The sequence below is a fragment of the Psychrobacter sp. FDAARGOS_221 genome, assembly GCF_002313155.2.
In the GTDB taxonomy this organism is placed as follows: domain Bacteria; phylum Pseudomonadota; class Gammaproteobacteria; order Pseudomonadales; family Moraxellaceae; genus Psychrobacter.
In genome coordinates, this window is sequence record NZ_NWFK02000001.1 from 1,951,328 (window position 1) to 1,967,762 (window position 16,435).

A 16,435-nucleotide genomic window follows, 5' to 3' on the forward strand; every position below is an offset into this window, starting at 1 on the left:
ATGCTGATTTTGATTAAGGCTGTTGGCTATGTTGATCCTCTAATGCGTCAGGTGTTGCCTCTTGTTGAGACTGTTTTGATTTTTTTGACGATTTTTTCTTCTTTTTCTTTTTAGATTGGCTTTTTTTGTCTTGTGGTGTCGCTAAGCTAATTAAAATCTCTGATAAGCCACTGCTGATACGACGCACATAGTTCATATCGTTAATCAGCGATGAGGCTTGCAGCTTGTCTAGCCCCTCGGCTCTAAGCTTTTCTAGTACCTGTGCGTGTAGCGGTGAGGTATATTCACTTTGCTCAATAAAGCGGTCGATATCCGACTGCTGCTCTGAGTTGTCATTTATTTCACTGCGGATCTGATTGAAGCTTAATAACATCTCAAACAAGCTTTGACGCAGCTGCATATAGTCTTGATATACCTGAGCCTCAGGATGACTTAAGAAGTGCTGCATATTTTTCTGTAAGTGTTTGCTTTGTTTGACAATTTCGACCACGTGAAACGCTGCTATGTGAGCATCGGTCAGCTTTTTTTGCAGCTTTTTATTGTCTTGAATATCAATCTTACTGGTAAAGCTTAATATGTCGCTATATAACGGCTTAATTTGCCATTCATACAGGCTTTGTACGTCCAGTTGTAATGGCGTTTTAGGGACAGGCAGTCTGTCGCTGGGGTGATATAACTCTGCATTAGGAATATAAATGGCATGACAGACCACTTCTAGTCCGAGTATCGCAAGATGCTGCACTTCTTGAGTAACCGCATAAATAGCGGTGTCTGTCGACTTCAACATGTTGCTATGCAAGTGGCGCGGTAGGACTGCTTCAGAGTCATCAGGCAGACGTTTTTTCGGTTTTTTGTCAGGCAATATCTTAACCAGCACCTGCACCAGTTTGTTTTGCAATCCCCAAAATACTGACAGACCTAAGACGTTAAATAGGGTGTGAAACAGTGCCAGCTGCAATAAGGGCGATGGCATGCGCGCCTGAATGGCAATCCAAGACACCAAGTAAGTCAAAGGCAACCACAGTATCAATGACAGTAACGCGGTGACCCAGTTAAATATTAGGTGAGCCAGCGCCAATCGTTGTCCATTGCGATCACTACTGAGCATACCAACCAACGCGGTGGTAAAGCTACTGCCTAAGTTTGAACCCAGTGCAATGGCAAAGCCTTGAGGCAGTGTAATTTGCTGTGCGGATAGCGCCGCTAAAATCAAAATCAAGGTGGCGTGTGAGGATTGCAAAACACAAGTTAGGATAAAGCCAATAAAGGTAAACAGCAGCACTTGTGAGACACCGCTGGCCTCAATGCCACTGAGCTCAATGGTATTAAAGGCACCAAAGCCATCTTTAATAGAGTCAATACCTAAGAAGATTAGCGCAATCCCGATTAGCGCTTGTCCAAGTGCTTTTAGACGACTGTCCAAAAAGCCAAGCAGTACGCCGACCACTAACATAGGGATAGCGGCAGGGCTTAAGCTGATACTTTGACCCGCTAACGCCAGTAGCCACGCACCACTCGACGCCCCTAAGTTGGTGCCTAAGATTACCGCCAAACCACCGGCCAAGGTAATCATACCGGTACTTAAAAAAGCAATGGTCAATAACGAAACTAGGGTAGTGGACTGCAATAAAAAAGTAGAGCCGATACCAAATAAAAAGCCTTTGACCGGTGTCTCGGTACTTTTTGCCATTAATCGCTCTAATGTACCGCCTGCTGCATTGTGCAGCCCACTTTCAATACACTGCATACCAAACAAAAATAGCGCCAGACCATAGCACAGGACCAGCCAAGCAGAGCTCATTAAAAATGAGTACACCAACGCCGCAATAAGTAGCGTCAAGCCTAAGTATTTAAGCTTTGAGATGTGCCTTAAAACAAAAACGGGCACCATGCTGTTGAGGTAGCGGTTTTTCATAGAGTGGCTGCTATCGGTTGCTGCAGAATAATATTAAATGATAACTCATGGTCTATTAGGTAAAACTAAGAGCTTAGTAGAGGTTAGGATCTAAAAGTCGTGGGCCAGAAGAGATGTTTGTTCATGCACTTAGATTATAGCGCAAACCTGAATGGGTTTTTTTGTTAAAATGCGATATAGTCAAAGTTGTATCATAAAACCATATTATCAGTCATATCAAACCATGACACTATTGTAGGAACAGTGATGTTAGCTAAACGAATTATTCCATGTTTGGATGTGGATAATGGCCGTGTGGTCAAAGGGGTTAAGTTTGTTGATATTAAAGATGCCGGCGACCCTGTTGAAGTGGCCAAGCGCTATAACGAACAAGGTGCTGACGAGATTACCTTTTTGGATATTACCGCCACTCACCATGGGCGTGATACTACCTATGAGATGGTTGAGCGCATCGCAGAAGCGGTATTTGTGCCATTAACCGTCGGCGGTGGGGTGCGTAAAATTGAAGACATACGCAACTTACTTAATGCCGGCGCTGATAAAGTGGCGATTAACTCAGCAGCGGTATTCACGCCTGAGTTTGTCGGTGAGGCAGCAGAGAAGTTTGGCAGCCAGTGTATCGTTGTCGCCATTGATGCCAAGCGTGTGGATGATGTCGATGGCGCACTAAGATGGGAGATATTCACTCATGGCGGTCGTAAGCCAACCGGTATTGATGCCGTCGCTTGGGCAGAAAGAATGGCCGACTTAGGTGCCGGCGAGCTACTAGTCACTTCTATGGATGGCGATGGTACCAAGCAAGGCTATGATTTGGCATTGATGAAAGCCATTACCAGCCGCGTCAATGTACCCGTGATTGCCTCTGGCGGCGTCGGTAATTTGCAGCATTTGGCCGATGGTGTGCTACAAGGCGGCGCAGATGCAGTATTGGCCGCCAGTATTTTCCACTTTGGCGAATACACCGTGGCAGAAGCGAAGCAGTTTATGCAGCAGCAGGGTATTGAAGTACGCCTGTAACAGCACCCATTAAGCGCAAATAAGCGACTTATTGGTATTGCCTTATTCGTGCAACGCTACTTGCTCAAACGAGCAACCAATCAACTCAAAACAGTCACATAAAAAATGCTATTATAGCGGTAATTTTTGATGGCGACTTTTTTGGACGCTAATTCTCACTTAAACATATATTATTAGGATGCTGTTATGCAAGATTTACAACAACAACGCGACGACATTACCCATATTGAAGGTAACTTATATCAAAACACAGAAGCCCGTATTGGTATCGTGGTCGGTCGTTTCAACGCTTTCGTCGTTGAGTCCCTAGTCGATGGTGCAATTGACGCTTTATTACGTCATGGTGTTTCAGGTAGCAATATCAGCGTAATCCGCGTACCAGGTGCATTTGAGTTGCCTTTGGCCGCTCAGCGTGCTGCAGAGTCAGATCGTTTTGACGCCATTGTTGCCTTAGGCGCAGTGATTCGTGGTAGCACGCCACACTTTGACTATGTCGCAGGCAGCTCAGCCAATGGTTTGGCCAGTGTGTCTATGGACTACAATATCCCAGTGATTAACGGCATCTTGACCACGGATTCGATTGAGCAAGCCATTGAGCGCTCAGGCACTAAAGCGGGCAACAAAGGCGCAGAAGCGGCGATGGTTGCATTAGAAATGATTGCTGTTTTATCACAGCTTGATGTTGATTATGACTACGAAGACGAAGACTAATCAACACATAACACCAGCTATTTAACGCGTAATAATCCATAGTAAATGTCAAAGCGCTTTCTTTGATGATAGGTATTTATATACATGAGCAACCAAAATCCGGCACAAACTGAAGAAAACAATCAGTTCGATATCAACGAATCCAGTTATAAGACCAGCCATGCTGCCGTCCGCAAGGCACGTCGTTTTGCGCTACAAGGGCTATACGAGTGGTTGATGACAGATCATCGCTTTGAGCAAATGGGTGAAGCCCAATGGAAGGCCAATCCGCCACATGATATCGCAGCGCGTACCCGTGCTACTAATGCGATGCATACGGTACATCTGGGCTATTACCATACATTGATGCGTGATATTCCTCAGCAAATCGATGAGCTAGAAGCCTTGATTAAGCCTTATCTGGATCGTGAAATCAGCAAGATTGATATGGTTGAGCATGCCGTACTGCTAATCGGTGCTTATGAGCTGCAGCATAGCCTGCATATCCCTTATAAGGTAGTGCTTGATGAAGCGATGAAGCTAAATACCCACTTTGGGGCAACCGATGCGCATAAACTGATTAATGCGGTGATGGATAAGCTAGCGGCTCAGCTGCGTGAGGTTGAAGTTCAAGCTGATATCGGCGGCGGCTATAAGCAAAAGCAAAAGCAAGCATCAGCTTCTAAAGCGCAAGACGCTGCGGATGCGGCTGAAGCAAGCACTGACAGTGTAGATGTGGATAAAGTGACGGCAGACAATGCTCAAGATGGCGAGCAAAAAGCGCAAGCTAAGCCAAGACTGAGCCTTAAGTCGAAAAAAGACGCTTAATAGCGGTTAACTCAATACAAGAGTAATCAGTAGAAGTGTCAGCAGCAGGAAACCAGCGTTAGGATGCACAGTAATGACTGAATTTGAGCTCATTTATGATTATTTTAAGCAGCAAATGCAGTCATTTGTTGCCACCGAAGCTCTGCAACAAGCCCTGGTCGTAAAAAGCCTAGGTGATGATGCTGCAGTGGTAGAGTTGGCAGCGAACGCTAAATGGGTGACCTGTGTCGATACCTTGGTACAAGGTCGTCATTTTAGTACAGAATGGGACCAGATTGAGCAGTTGGCCTTTGCCATCGGTTATAAATCGGTGGTGGTCAATGTGTCCGATTTGGCAGCGATGGGTGCCCAGCCACACAGCATCCTATTGGCACTGGCACTGCCGCAGCGCTTGGCAACAGCAGATTGGTTACAAGCTTTTGCCAAAGGATTATTCCATGCTTGTACGCAGTATGGAGTGCGCCTAATTGGCGGTGATACCACCCGTCATGACAATCTGGTGATTAGTGTCACAGCCAATGGGGTAATGGCCGATCAGGCGTTGCCTATTTATCGTCATGGTGCACAAGTTGGCGATAAGGTTTATGTCTCTGGAACGCTCGGTGATGCCAACTATGCGTTGCAGCATGCAGATACTGAGATTGGTCAACAGTTGGCGCATCGCCTGCATATGCCGACGCCAAGAGTGACCTTGGGTACAGCGTTGGCTGCTCAAGGCTTGGCAACGGCTATGATCGATGTATCTGATGGATTGGTTCAGGATTTAGGTCATATCTGTCAGCAAAGTGGGGTAGCGATGCAGCTGGAGTTAACACAGCTGCCGGCCAGCTCTGGATTACAGCAAGTAGCATTGCCAGTCAGAGCGTTGTGTCAGCTGACCGGAGGCGACGACTATGAGTTAGCGTTTACCTTGCCGGCGACGGCCAGTGTACCTCAGTCTTATCTTGATGCGGGCCACAAGGTGACTTGTATCGGCGAGGTAGTGGCAATGTCTGCTACTGACCAGCAGCACCCGAATACAGCGATTACTTTGCTTTATCAAGGTCAGCCGCTGAGTGCGCAGCAGCCATATCCATTTTCACAGCTACCAGATTTAGGTGGTTATCAGCATTTCAGCAAGGAGTAGCGATGTCATCTAATCGGTCATCAGACCCGTCCTCCTCTCATTCAGCTAAGCCTGACATTCGTCAATCCAACGCTTGCCCTCCATTACCTACCGATGCAACCTTATTTGATAAAGTAGTCTATGGGTTAGGCATAGGCTTAGGCAGCGGTCTGCCTAAGCGTGCGCCAGGTACTTGGGGTACGCTTGGTGGGGTCATTGTGGCATTGCCGCTAATGCAGCTTGGCTTTATTGCTTTTTTCTCAATTACCTTGGTGTCCAGTGTAATTGGTATAGCCATTTGTGAACGCACTTCAAATTTGATGCAGGTGCATGACGACCCGCATATTGTGTGGGACGAGTGGGCAGGGATATGGATCAGCTTGTTGCCAGTGGCATTTTTGTTGACCTACGCACCAGAGTATTTGTCTCAGGCCAGTTATTGGTTTTCGATTGTGTTGGCGTTTGTTTTATTCCGCCTATTTGATATTGCCAAACCAAGCCCCATTAAATGGGCAGATGAAAAGCTGTCTGGTGGCCTTGGTATCATGTTAGATGATATTCTAGCAGGTATCATGGCATTGGTAGCTTGGCTGATGATCGTGGCCAGTATCCTGATGTTTTATCCTAATTCTGGTTATTAATTATTTTAGTTATTAATTTTCTCGGCTATTAGGTATTCCAGTTATTAAGCCACATTAAGTTTGATTTCGAAGACAGGTTGTTGATTGTTAATGGCCAGTGCTAGAGCAGTTATTTGCTAGACTATGCTTTGTTAATTTATAATTCACAATTCATATTTTTTTAATACACAACGGTTTAAATAGCTGTTTTTTTAAATTAAACACATACTAGGAAGCTACGCTAGCAATAGCGACCATAAATATAAAATTTATCGATTCACCCCAATAAACAATAGTGATTTCTTATGAACGATACGCTTACCACCATTATTCTTGCTGCCGGTAAAGGTACCCGCATGCAATCGTCTAAACCTAAGGTATTACAAACATTGGCGCACAAGCCATTGTTGGCACACGTGCTCGATACCTGTCAAACTATTCAGGTGGACAAAACCATCGTGGTTTATGGTTTTGGTGGTGATCAAGTTCAAGCAGAAATGACAGATTATAGTGTCAGTTGGGTTGAGCAAACAGAACAGCTTGGCACAGGTCATGCGGTAAAAGTCACTTTAGATGAGCTACCGCAAACCGGCAAAAGCCTTATCTTATACGGCGATGTGCCTTTAGTCAGTGCAGAGACTCTGACTCGACTTAAGCAGGCCAATGTCGATGGCATGTCGATGCTAACATTGACTGTGGATAATCCTTTTGGTCTTGGCCGTATTAAGCGTGATGACCAAGGCAATATCGTGGCTATTGTTGAGCAAAAAGATGCCAATGAACAAGAGCAAGCCATTCGTGAAATTAACAGCGGCATTTATTGTGTTGATAATGCATTGCTGCATAAATATCTGCCTAACCTGTCCAATGACAATGCGCAGCAGGAATACTATTTAACCGATATCGTAAAAATGGCGGTTGCTGATGGTATCGCCATTACTGCCATTGAGCCTGAACATGAGTTTGAGATTGAAGGGGTTAATAACCGTCAACAGCTTGCGCAACTAGAACGTCGCTGGCAAGCCAAGCTGGTAGAAGATTTACAAGTTAAAGGCGTTCAGTTCGCTGATCCGACACGCGTTGATATTCGTGGGCAGGTCAATGTTGGCCAAGATGTTTATGTCGATATCAATGTGGTATTTGAAGGACAGGTGACACTGGGTGATAATGTCACTATTGAAGCCGGCTGTGTTATCAAAGACACTGAGATCGGTGATCACGTACATCTAAAACCTTATTGTGTTTGTGATCAAGCGCAAATCGGCGATCATGCCAGCATTGGACCTTTTGCGCATTTACGCCCGCAGACGCAACTGGGTAAACACACCAAGCTGGGTAACTTCGTTGAGATTAAAAAATCAACAATCGGTGATGGTAGTAAAGTAAACCATTTAAGTTATGTTGGCGATGCGCAAATTGGTGCAAACGTTAATTTTGGCGCCGGTGCTATTACCTGTAACTATGATGGGGTTAACAAACATCAAACTGTTATCGGTGATCAAGCGTTTATTGGTACCAATACCTGTTTAGTAGCGCCTGTAACTATTGGGCGTACTGCTACTATTGGTGCGGGTTCAGTGATTACCAAGAATGTTGAAGACAATGCTTTGGCCATTGGTCGTGGTCGTCAGGTTCAAAAAGACAATTACCAACGTCCAGTTAAAAAGTAGCTTGTTGATCAGCACTGGAAGTTAGTATTGAAAACAAACAAACATTAGAAAACGATAAAGTTTTGCTTTGATAACAGGGTGTGGTTAACCATAAATAACCCATTAGCTGTGAATCTAACTATGTCACTCTAAACTACTTATGTCATTCTAAAACAGGCAAACGTTAACCAGTGGGATGACTAATAGCGTGATAAATAGCGCAATGAGAAAACAGTTACCCCTGTTATCAGTCATGAAAATAAGGATAAATTATGTGTGGAATCGTCGGTGCAATCGCTGAGCGTAATATCTCAAATGTTTTGCTTGAGGGCTTAAAGCGTCTAGAATACCGTGGCTATGACTCAGCTGGATTGACCGTTATCCGCGATGGTCAGCTACACCGTGAGCGTCAAGTGGGTAAGGTACAAGCCTTGGTTGATGCGGTTAATGACGATGCCACAAGCTTTAAAGGCAAAATTGGTATTGCCCATACCCGCTGGGCAACGCATGGTGAGCCAGCTCAGCATAACGCACACCCACACATTTCAGGTAAAGTGGCGGTAGTACATAACGGTATTGTCGAAAACTATGGCCCTTTAAAACAAGAAATGATTGAAAAAGGCTATACCTTTACCTCACAGACAGATACTGAAGTGGTTGCCCACTTAGTGGCTGATGCTTATGAGCAAACCCAAGATCTTCTAAAAGCCGTTGAAAAAGTAGTGCCACGTTTGCACGGTGCTTTTGCATTGGGTGTGGTGCACGTTGATAATCCAGATGAATTAATCACCGTGCGTTTAGGCTCTCCATTGGTAATCGGTGTGGGTATTGGTGAGAATTTTATAGCCTCAGATCAATTGGCACTATTGCCAGTGACTAACCGTTTTATGTACCTAGAAGAGGGTGATATTGCGGTTATTAGACGTGATGGTATTCAGGTATTCGCAGACGGTAAACCAGTACAACGTGCCATTACTGAGCTTGATGCTAAGCATCATAATGCCGACAAAGGTGAGTTTAAGCACTACATGCTTAAAGAAATCTACGAGCAGCCAGATGCCGTTGCACGTACTTTGGCAATGGGTATCGATGCCACTGATTTAAAAGCAGACTTTTTACAATCTCACGAAGCGCAGCTGGCAAAAGTTAAACACATTCAGGTGTTGGCTTGTGGTACCAGTTATCATGCGGGTATGGTAGCCAAGTATTGGTTCGAGAATCTAACGCGTCTGCCATGTTCAGTAGAAGTTGCCAGTGAGTTCCGCTATCGTAACCCAGTGGTCATCGATGACACCTTAGTGGTGTGCTTATCGCAGTCAGGCGAAACTGCTGATACGCTATCTGCACTGCGAGAAACTCAGCGCAGAGCCAAAGCAGGTGAAATTAATAACTTGGTGAGCTTAAGTATTTGTAACGTGGCGACCTCATCACTGGTTCGTGAAACTGATATTTTTGTTCCGACATTGGCTGGCGTGGAGATTGGTGTGGCTTCAACTAAAGCCTTTACCACTCAATTGGCCGCTTTGATGTTATTAGTGTTGAAAGTGGGTAAGGTGCAACAGCGCATTGATGCCAATGAGCTTAAAACTATTGTTACCGAGATGCACAACCTAAAAGGTCAGCTGGATAAGAGCTTAACGCTGGATCAGTCGATTGAGAAGATGAGTGAGAAGTTCGAAGACAAGAAGAGTACTTTATTCTTAGGCCGCGGTGTGCAGTATCCTATCGCATTAGAGGGTGCATTAAAGCTTAAAGAAATCTCTTATATTCATGCTGAAGGCTATGCAGCCGGCGAGCTCAAGCATGGTCCATTGGCATTAGTTGATAAAGACATGCCGATTGTGGTGCTTGCGCCAAAAGACAGCATGCTTGATAAATTAAAAGCCAATATGCAAGAAGTGCATGCGCGCCACGGAGAGTTGTTTGTGTTTGCGAGTGATTCAAGCGAGCTTGTGAGCGATGACAGACTGCATGTGATTAATGTACCGGATGTTAATGAGCACTTAGCACCGATTGTTTATAGCATCCCAGTGCAGTTCCTGTCATATCACGTGGCAGTCATGCGTGGTACCGATGTCGATCAGCCACGTAACCTTGCTAAGAGTGTGACAGTAGAGTAATAGGCTGTTAAAAACGAGCTATCAGAAAGCCCCTGCTGAAATCCAGCAGGGGCTTTTTTAGTCTAACTGACGTTGCTCAAAGCAATCAATTCACTAGATTAAATCTTTAAGCAAAAAGTAAAAGCCAATGAGGGTTAATAATATCGCAAAGCATCTTTTTAATAGGGCTGGCGATAAGATATGAGCCACTTTTGCGCCGAGCTTGGCGGTAATGAAGCTCATGCTACTAATACCTAAAAATGCGTAAATATGAACAAAGCCAATAGTGTTAGGAACATCCAACTGTTGCTGCATACCAAATATCATAAAGCCCAATGCGCCAAATATAGCAATCGGTAAACCGCAAGCAGCAGAGGTGCCGACCGCCTTTTGCATCACCACACCATAGTGAGTTAGGTAAGGCACGGTTAAGCTACCGCCGCCGATACCAAAAATAGCAGACGCAATACCAATCACCCCGCCAGCAGCCAATTGCTTTGGTGTTGATGGTAAGACAACAGCCGCTGGATCAGTGTCGTTTAACGCAGTAGTACTGGTACTGGTCGCTTGCGCATTGGCAACAGGTGCTGACTTTTTGCTTTTACGAAACATACGAAAAGCGACCCACAGCAAGAATATACCAACGATCAGCTGCAGATGCTCGCCAGATATTTTGCCGGCGACTCCAGCACCAAAGAAGCAACCAAGCGCCATGCCCGGTGCTAAGTGTTTAAACACAGGCCATATTACCGAGCCTTTTTTATTGTGAGCCATTAACGAGCTAATAGAGGTCACAATAATGGTCGCCAATGACGTACCCAACGCCAAATGCATAATTGAATCAGCTGGATAACCCATTTGGGTAAAGACGATAAACAGTAGGGGTACGATGATGGTTCCGCCGCCCACGCCAAAAAGACCAGCAGCAAATCCTGCTAGTGCACCGATTATAAAAAATATGATTAGTTCCACGGGATAGTTGCTTCTCAGTTAATGGGGTTGTCAGTCTGGGCCAGTATAGTTGCTATTAGCCCACGTGATGATACGCTCGATTAAAGTAAATCAAACTTTGTATGTCCACGTTTGATGGCTGTAACGACTCAAGCGGTTTTGGTTTTGGTGTGCTGGGCGCATTTTCTTGTTTGATAGCGACCACTCGGCACATAAATACACTATGGGTGCCTACCGTTTGAGTACTTTCTATTTCACAATCAAAGCTAACCAACGCCTCTTCTAATATGGGCGATCCGGTTTCAAGCTTAGTCCAGCTGCCATGTTCGAAGCGCTGCTCTGAGTCTAGCGGAGAGGCAAAAGCATTGGATATATGCTCTTGATGTGCGCCCAGTACATTGACGCTCAATGTCTTATTCTCTACAAAGTTGGCATGCGAGCGCGTGGCCTGATTCATACACACCAGTAAAGTGGGCGGCGTGTCAGTCACACTGCACACAGCAGATGCGGTAAACCCATAACGACCAGCGGCACCTTCGGTGGTTACCACATTGACGGCTGTGGCCAGCAAAGACATTCCGTTTCTAAAGTCGGTTGCTTCAATCATGACATATATCCTAAATTTTAAATCTCTAAGTACTGCTATAGTTTAACTCATTGCCACAGTTTATAAATGCAATAAGCCCTAACTTATTAATGATAGGCTCTACCATAATAGGGTGTTAGGGCCTAATACTATAGTAGTTTGGTATGAGGTCAACTGTTATAGTCAGCAACGTCTAAATTGGATGCGGCATTGTGCCTGCTATTTTGCCAATGACAGCGCTTAATCCCTGACTGGCTGACTATAATTAGATTGGTTTAAAACAGCTCAAATTTAAGTATAAAACCATCCATACCAATATTAGAGTTAGGCGCTTAGCTCATCACGAATGATTTTGGATCCTGCGCTCAATGCTTGAAGCTTATTACGGGCAACCTCACGTGATAAAGGCGTCATGCCACAGTTGGTTGATGGATACAGCTTATCAGCATCAACAAATTGCAATGCTTTGCGCAGTACATCGGCCACTTGTTCAGGAGTTTCGATGGTATTGGTTGCCACATCAATAGCACCAACCATCACTTTTTTGCCGCGAATCAGTTCGATTAAATCCATTGGCACACGTGAGTTAATGCATTCAAGTGAGACAATATCAATTTGTGACTGTTGTAGCTTTGGGAACACCTCTTCGTATTGACGCCACTCTGAGCCCAACGTCTTTTTCCAATCGGTATTGGCTTTGATACCATAACCATAGCAAATATGTACCGCAGTTTCACAGGTCAATCCTTCGATGGCACGTTCTAAAGCCGCAATACCCCAGTCATTGACTTCGTCAAAGAACACATTAAACGCCGGTTCGTCAAACTGAATAATATCAACACCTGCGGCTTGTAGGTCTTTGGCCTCTTGATTTAATATTTTGGCAAATTCCCAAGCCAGTTTTTCACGGCTCTTATAATGGCCATCATAGAGGGTATCGACCATGGTCATCGGGCCGGGTAGTGCCCACTTGATAGGCTGATCGGTTTGCGAGCGCAAAAAGGTAGCATCATCAACGAATACTGGCTTTTGACGACTAACAGCGCCAACAACAGACGGGACACTGGCTTCGTAACGATCACGAATCTTAACGGTCTCACGCTTTTCAAAGTCGACGCCTTCTAAGTGTTCAATAAAGGTGGTCACAAAGTGCTGGCGGGTCTGTTCGCCATCGCTAACAATATCAATGCCAGCGTTAATTTGTTCTTGCAGCGACACACGTAGCGCATCTTGCTTGGCTTCAGTTAATTGCTCACCTTCAAGCTTCCAAGGTGACCAAAGTTTTTCTGGCTCTGCCAACCAACTCGGTTTCGGTAAGCTGCCTGCAGTCGATGTGGGTAATAATAAGCTCATGCTGATGCTCTTCTCTTATTGTTATGTGAATAATTAATGCTATGAATAATTTTCCTGTTTAGACGACTTTTTCTTAGGCGGCTCTTTTTTAAGCGACTTTCTTATTGGTCGTTTCAGTTTTATTGCCTTTATCAGTAGTCACAGTGACGGGCTCAATGGTCGCTGCCCAGTCGTTTAGGGTTTGCTGATATGGCTCAATAAAGGTCTGTTGCGTAAATTTACCTTGTTTCACTGCCAATTGACTGCGCTCTTCACGGTCATACACCACTTGAGTCAGCGAGTAATCTTGGTATTTCAAGCTTGGCTGATAGACTTCAGCAGCAGCTGAGTTGGCATTATAGATTTCAGGGCGATAAATCTTCTGGAAGGTCTCCATGGTACTGATGGCACTGATTAGCTCCAAGTCACTGTAGTCAGCCAATAGGTCGCCGGCGAAATAAAACGCCAACGGGGCAACACTGCCTTCAGGCATAAAGTAACGCACGGTTAAGCCCATTTTGTGGAAGTAATCATCAGTTAGTGAGTACTCATCCTGCTTGTACTCAACACCTAATATTGGATGGCGGTTGGCAGTACGGTAATAGGTCTTACTGGTTGACACACTCAAGCAAATCACCGGTTGCTTATTGAAATTAGCTTTATAAGCGTCAGAGTTTAATAAGTGCTGAAACAGCTTGCCATGCAACACACCGAAGCTTGCTGGCGGCGGCGTATTTGGATTTTTTTCAAAATGCTCCAATAGCACCACACTAAAGTCATAGTCACGGACATAAGATGAAAAGCTATTGCCGATGATACCGTCAAGACGCTCATTGGTTTTGTGGTCGACAATGGTGGTTTGTAGCATCTCAATGGCGGGGAAGGGGTCACCGTTGCCTTCAACATCTAAGTTGGCAGAAATAATGTCCACTTCGACCGAATAGCGGTCTGCCTTTGGGTTGTCCCAGTGCGCCAACGCATTAAAGCGGTTATTAATCATGGTTAACGCTCTGCGTAAGTTATCCTCACGGCTTTCACCACGGGCTAAATTGGCAAAGTTAGTGGTCAGACGTGTGCTGTCTGCTGGCTTATAATTTTCATCAAAACGAATCTTTGAAATAGAATAATTAAATGGCTTGCTCATGATAACCCTCTGCTTTAATAGTAAAAATCTGCTGTTCGATTTAATGTAAGTTTGAATTTAATAAATGGTCTGATTGAGTAGCGTGTTTGGTTTAACAGTCAGTGCACTGTTGGTATGCAGCAAATCATACCCAAAGCACGACATGAATAAAAACGATATAAACTTGAAAAAAGATGAATTTAATTCATGTAAAGGGTCGTGTAGAATATTAAGCAGTGTTTAAATGCTAATCAAAGACAAGGCGGCAGGGCGGTTATTGAATAATGAATTAAATCAAATAATTAATGGCAATAGCATGAAGGGCAACACTTTGAGAGAAAGGCTAAATTGCTAAAAATCGGCTATAGCAGAGGATAAAAGAGCGGAATACGGTAGGCAAAATAGTTAACAACAGATACGGTTATAACCACACCATTTTTACTGTAAATCTAATGCAAATGAGATGGGCTCATCTTGATATTAAAAAAAATCAGCATATATAAAGGTTATATATGCTGATAAGTAGAATTTTAAAACGATAGCTAACTGTTTGATTATTGCGCTTTTGGTACCGCTTGGAAGTGAGACACTTGATTGTCATTGGTAATTACTAACATAGGCACTTTATTGGTGCTTTGGCTTAGAGTGTATTTACCAACTACTGCTTTCATGGCGGCTGCGTCAAACTGAGCTTCTGGATCAGGACACGCCATCATGGTGCTCATCACATTGCCTAATGTTACGCTGTCATTTTCGATGCGATAGTTGGCAGACATGTTATTACAGGTATTCATAAAGCTAACCATATTATTGCCATCGGCTTGCATAAAGTTAAGGGTCAATGGCTTGGCAGGATCGATAAATAGGGCATTTACTTTTTCGCCACTGTTCATCTTGGCATCTACTAATTGCCAGTTATAAGCTTGAAGGACGGTGTTATCCATTGGATAAGTGGTAATTTTTGGGTGTGATACTGAGGTAGTTGTGGTGGTTTGACAACCTGCTGCAAGTGCCGCTACAGTAAGGGTTGCGGTTAACATTAATGGATTAAGAATTTTCATGACATCTCCTAATAAGGTAAAAAGGGAATTAAAAATATATTTTATAATATAGTATTATATCAGCCCGTATCGCTAAAATCGTACCAACTTTCTGATAATAGAAAGCTGAATGTGGGTACCAATAGCCTAATACCGGCATAGAAAGCTTAATATGGGATTATTTTTGTTGCTCAGTAGCGTATAATAGCGCCATATGTCTTTTAGTATATGACGATGGTCGAATAAGTCTATGGCCTAATTGACGTTAAAATATTGTCCAAATGTAAAAATTTAGGTTTAAAATACCGTCCATTTAAAAAACAGTCCCTTTAAAACCGGCCATTTTGAAATACGAACACGCTAAAATATCAACCAAATTTATAGTCTAAGTTTGTCAATGTTATGTTTGTCGGCGTTATAGCGATGACAAATATTTGTTTACTTTATTTTTTCATTCATCCCTTCAATTGAAATAGGAAATACTATGAGCTATCAACAGCAGTTACAACGCATCAAAAATGACATCGGCTTTATCGCAGCTTTAGACCAAAGTGGCGGCAGTACACCAAAAGCATTGCGCATGTATGGTGTAGAGGAAAGCGAGTATTCAAACGATGACGAAATGTTTGCCAAAGTTCATGAAATGCGCACGCGTATCATGACTTGCGACACATTTGATAGTGGCCGTGTACTAGGCGCTATTTTGTTTGAGGATACTATGGACCGTGAAGTGAACGGTAAGCCAACCGCTAACTATCTTTGGGAAGATAAAAACATCGTTCCATTCTTAAAAGTTGATAAAGGCTTAGCTGATCAGGTAGATGGCGTTCAGATGATGAAGCCTATGCCAGGTTTAGCGGCACTACTTGAGAAAGCGAAAAACTATCCAATCTTTGGTACTAAAATGCGCTCAGTCATTCATGAAGCGAGCCAAAGCGGTATCGAAGCTGTCGTACAACAGCAGTTCGATGTGGCTAAGCAGATTTTGTCAGAAGGCTTTATGCCAATCGTTGAGCCTGAAGTAAACATCGAAAGCAAAGACAAGCTTGAGTGCGAAGTACTACTAAAAGAAGAGCTTCTACGTAACTTGGACAGCTTAGATGACGATCATCAAGTGATGTTAAAGCTAACATTGCCTGAAGAACAAGGCTTCTACAAAGAAGTAATCGAGCATCCACGTGTGCTTAAAGTAGTTGCTCTATCAGGCGGTTACAGCCGTGAAGAGTCATGTGAGCGTCTAAAACAGAACCCAGGTATTATTGCTAGCTTCTCGCGCGCATTCACTGAAGGTCTGTCTAAGAGCCAAACTGATGAAGAGTTCTCAGCGACCATCGATGCGTCAATTGATAAAATCTACACAGCCTCTAAAGTATAAGCCAGTTATCTAGTTAGGTTTATATTAGCCTAACTAAATATCAGGTCTAACAAAAAAGCTTGAACCCCTAGGGATTCAAGCTTTTTTTATTGGTTACAATTAGGC

The 16,435-nt window shown here is 43.9% G+C and carries 14 protein-coding genes; 8 read left to right on the forward strand and 6 right to left on the reverse strand.

What is annotated here, in order from left to right:
• Positions 1 to 13: 13 nt before the first annotated feature.
• Positions 14 to 1,915 (reverse strand): Na/Pi cotransporter family protein, encoded by a 1,902-nt coding sequence (locus A6J60_RS08190; RefSeq protein ID WP_096065553.1) that lies wholly within the window; start codon positions 1,913 to 1,915, stop codon positions 14 to 16.
• 243 nt (positions 1,916 to 2,158) lie between these two features.
• Here A6J60_RS08190 and hisF point away from each other — a divergent pair, with 243 nt between their 5' ends.
• From hisF to glmS, 7 genes are all read left to right on the forward strand, one after another.
• Positions 2,159 to 2,932, forward strand: a complete 774-nt coding sequence (gene hisF, locus A6J60_RS08195) for an imidazole glycerol phosphate synthase subunit HisF (protein WP_319830058.1) — start codon at positions 2,159 to 2,161, stop codon at positions 2,930 to 2,932.
• 186 nt (positions 2,933 to 3,118) lie between these two features.
• Positions 3,119 to 3,643, forward strand: a complete 525-nt coding sequence (gene ribE / locus A6J60_RS08200; RefSeq protein WP_096065555.1) for a 6,7-dimethyl-8-ribityllumazine synthase — start codon at positions 3,119 to 3,121, stop codon at positions 3,641 to 3,643.
• Positions 3,644 to 3,727: 84 nt separating this feature from the next.
• Complete coding sequence (nusB, locus tag A6J60_RS08205) at positions 3,728 to 4,450, forward strand: transcription antitermination factor NusB (protein WP_227526099.1); 723 nt, start codon at positions 3,728 to 3,730, stop codon at positions 4,448 to 4,450.
• A gap of 73 nt (positions 4,451 to 4,523) precedes the next feature.
• Positions 4,524 to 5,576 (forward strand): thiamine-phosphate kinase, encoded by a 1,053-nt coding sequence (gene thiL / locus A6J60_RS08210; protein ID WP_096065556.1) that lies wholly within the window; start codon positions 4,524 to 4,526, stop codon positions 5,574 to 5,576.
• A 2-nt stretch (positions 5,577 to 5,578) separates the two neighbouring features.
• Complete coding sequence (locus A6J60_RS08215; protein WP_096065557.1) at positions 5,579 to 6,196, forward strand: phosphatidylglycerophosphatase A; 618 nt, start codon at positions 5,579 to 5,581, stop codon at positions 6,194 to 6,196.
• A gap of 284 nt (positions 6,197 to 6,480) precedes the next feature.
• Positions 6,481 to 7,845 (forward strand): bifunctional UDP-N-acetylglucosamine diphosphorylase/glucosamine-1-phosphate N-acetyltransferase GlmU, encoded by a 1,365-nt coding sequence (gene glmU / locus A6J60_RS08220; RefSeq protein ID WP_096065558.1) that lies wholly within the window; start codon positions 6,481 to 6,483, stop codon positions 7,843 to 7,845.
• Positions 7,846 to 8,096: 251 nt separating this feature from the next.
• Positions 8,097 to 9,944, forward strand: a complete 1,848-nt coding sequence (gene glmS / locus A6J60_RS08225) for a glutamine--fructose-6-phosphate transaminase (isomerizing) (protein ID WP_096065559.1) — start codon at positions 8,097 to 8,099, stop codon at positions 9,942 to 9,944.
• A 93-nt stretch (positions 9,945 to 10,037) separates the two neighbouring features.
• Here the strand turns inward: glmS and A6J60_RS08230 are convergent, their stop codons facing one another.
• From A6J60_RS08230 to A6J60_RS08250, 5 genes are all read right to left on the reverse strand, one after another.
• Positions 10,038 to 10,895: a sulfite exporter TauE/SafE family protein gene (locus A6J60_RS08230; RefSeq protein ID WP_096065560.1), complete on the reverse strand. Its 858-nt coding sequence runs from the start codon at positions 10,893 to 10,895 to the stop codon at positions 10,038 to 10,040.
• Positions 10,896 to 10,950: 55 nt separating this feature from the next.
• A complete protein-coding gene (locus tag A6J60_RS08235; protein ID WP_096065561.1) occupies positions 10,951 to 11,481 on the reverse strand; it encodes a flavin reductase in 531 nt (176 codons plus the stop codon).
• Positions 11,482 to 11,784: 303 nt separating this feature from the next.
• Positions 11,785 to 12,813, reverse strand: coding sequence for a methionine synthase (locus A6J60_RS08240; protein ID WP_096065562.1), 1,029 nt, complete (start codon positions 12,811 to 12,813; stop codon positions 11,785 to 11,787).
• 88 nt (positions 12,814 to 12,901) lie between these two features.
• On the reverse strand, positions 12,902 to 13,936 hold the full coding sequence (locus A6J60_RS08245; RefSeq protein WP_096065563.1) for a DUF1852 domain-containing protein: 1,035 nt from the start codon (positions 13,934 to 13,936) through the stop codon (positions 12,902 to 12,904).
• Between the two features lie 533 nt (positions 13,937 to 14,469).
• Positions 14,470 to 14,976, reverse strand: a complete 507-nt coding sequence (locus tag A6J60_RS08250) for an META domain-containing protein (RefSeq protein ID WP_096065564.1) — start codon at positions 14,974 to 14,976, stop codon at positions 14,470 to 14,472.
• Positions 14,977 to 15,439: 463 nt separating this feature from the next.
• On the opposite strand from A6J60_RS08250, the gene A6J60_RS08255 reads away from it, so the two are divergent.
• On the forward strand, positions 15,440 to 16,330 hold the full coding sequence (locus tag A6J60_RS08255; RefSeq protein ID WP_096065565.1) for a fructose bisphosphate aldolase: 891 nt from the start codon (positions 15,440 to 15,442) through the stop codon (positions 16,328 to 16,330).
• Positions 16,331 to 16,435: the final 105 nt, after the last annotated feature.

What these genes read in the sequence shown, in the direction of transcription:
- A6J60_RS08250 (WP_096065564.1), bottom strand. Translation starts at nt 14,976, where the DNA reads ATGAAAATTCTTAATCCATTAATGTTAACCGCAACCCTTACTGTAGCG.
- glmU (WP_096065558.1), top strand. Translation starts at nt 6,481, where the DNA reads ATGAACGATACGCTTACCACCATTATTCTTGCTGCCGGTAAAGGTACC.
- A6J60_RS08190 (WP_096065553.1), bottom strand. Translation starts at nt 1,915, where the DNA reads ATGAAAAACCGCTACCTCAACAGCATGGTGCCCGTTTTTGTTTTAAGG.
- nusB (WP_227526099.1), top strand. Translation starts at nt 3,728, where the DNA reads ATGAGCAACCAAAATCCGGCACAAACTGAAGAAAACAATCAGTTCGAT.
- A6J60_RS08240 (WP_096065562.1), bottom strand. Translation starts at nt 12,813, where the DNA reads ATGAGCTTATTATTACCCACATCGACTGCAGGCAGCTTACCGAAACCG.
- A6J60_RS08255 (WP_096065565.1), top strand. Translation starts at nt 15,440, where the DNA reads ATGAGCTATCAACAGCAGTTACAACGCATCAAAAATGACATCGGCTTT.
- A6J60_RS08235 (WP_096065561.1), bottom strand. Translation starts at nt 11,481, where the DNA reads ATGATTGAAGCAACCGACTTTAGAAACGGAATGTCTTTGCTGGCCACA.
- A6J60_RS08215 (WP_096065557.1), top strand. Translation starts at nt 5,579, where the DNA reads ATGTCATCTAATCGGTCATCAGACCCGTCCTCCTCTCATTCAGCTAAG.
- A6J60_RS08245 (WP_096065563.1), bottom strand. Translation starts at nt 13,936, where the DNA reads ATGAGCAAGCCATTTAATTATTCTATTTCAAAGATTCGTTTTGATGAA.
- ribE (WP_096065555.1), top strand. Translation starts at nt 3,119, where the DNA reads ATGCAAGATTTACAACAACAACGCGACGACATTACCCATATTGAAGGT.
- thiL (WP_096065556.1), top strand. Translation starts at nt 4,524, where the DNA reads ATGACTGAATTTGAGCTCATTTATGATTATTTTAAGCAGCAAATGCAG.
- glmS (WP_096065559.1), top strand. Translation starts at nt 8,097, where the DNA reads ATGTGTGGAATCGTCGGTGCAATCGCTGAGCGTAATATCTCAAATGTT.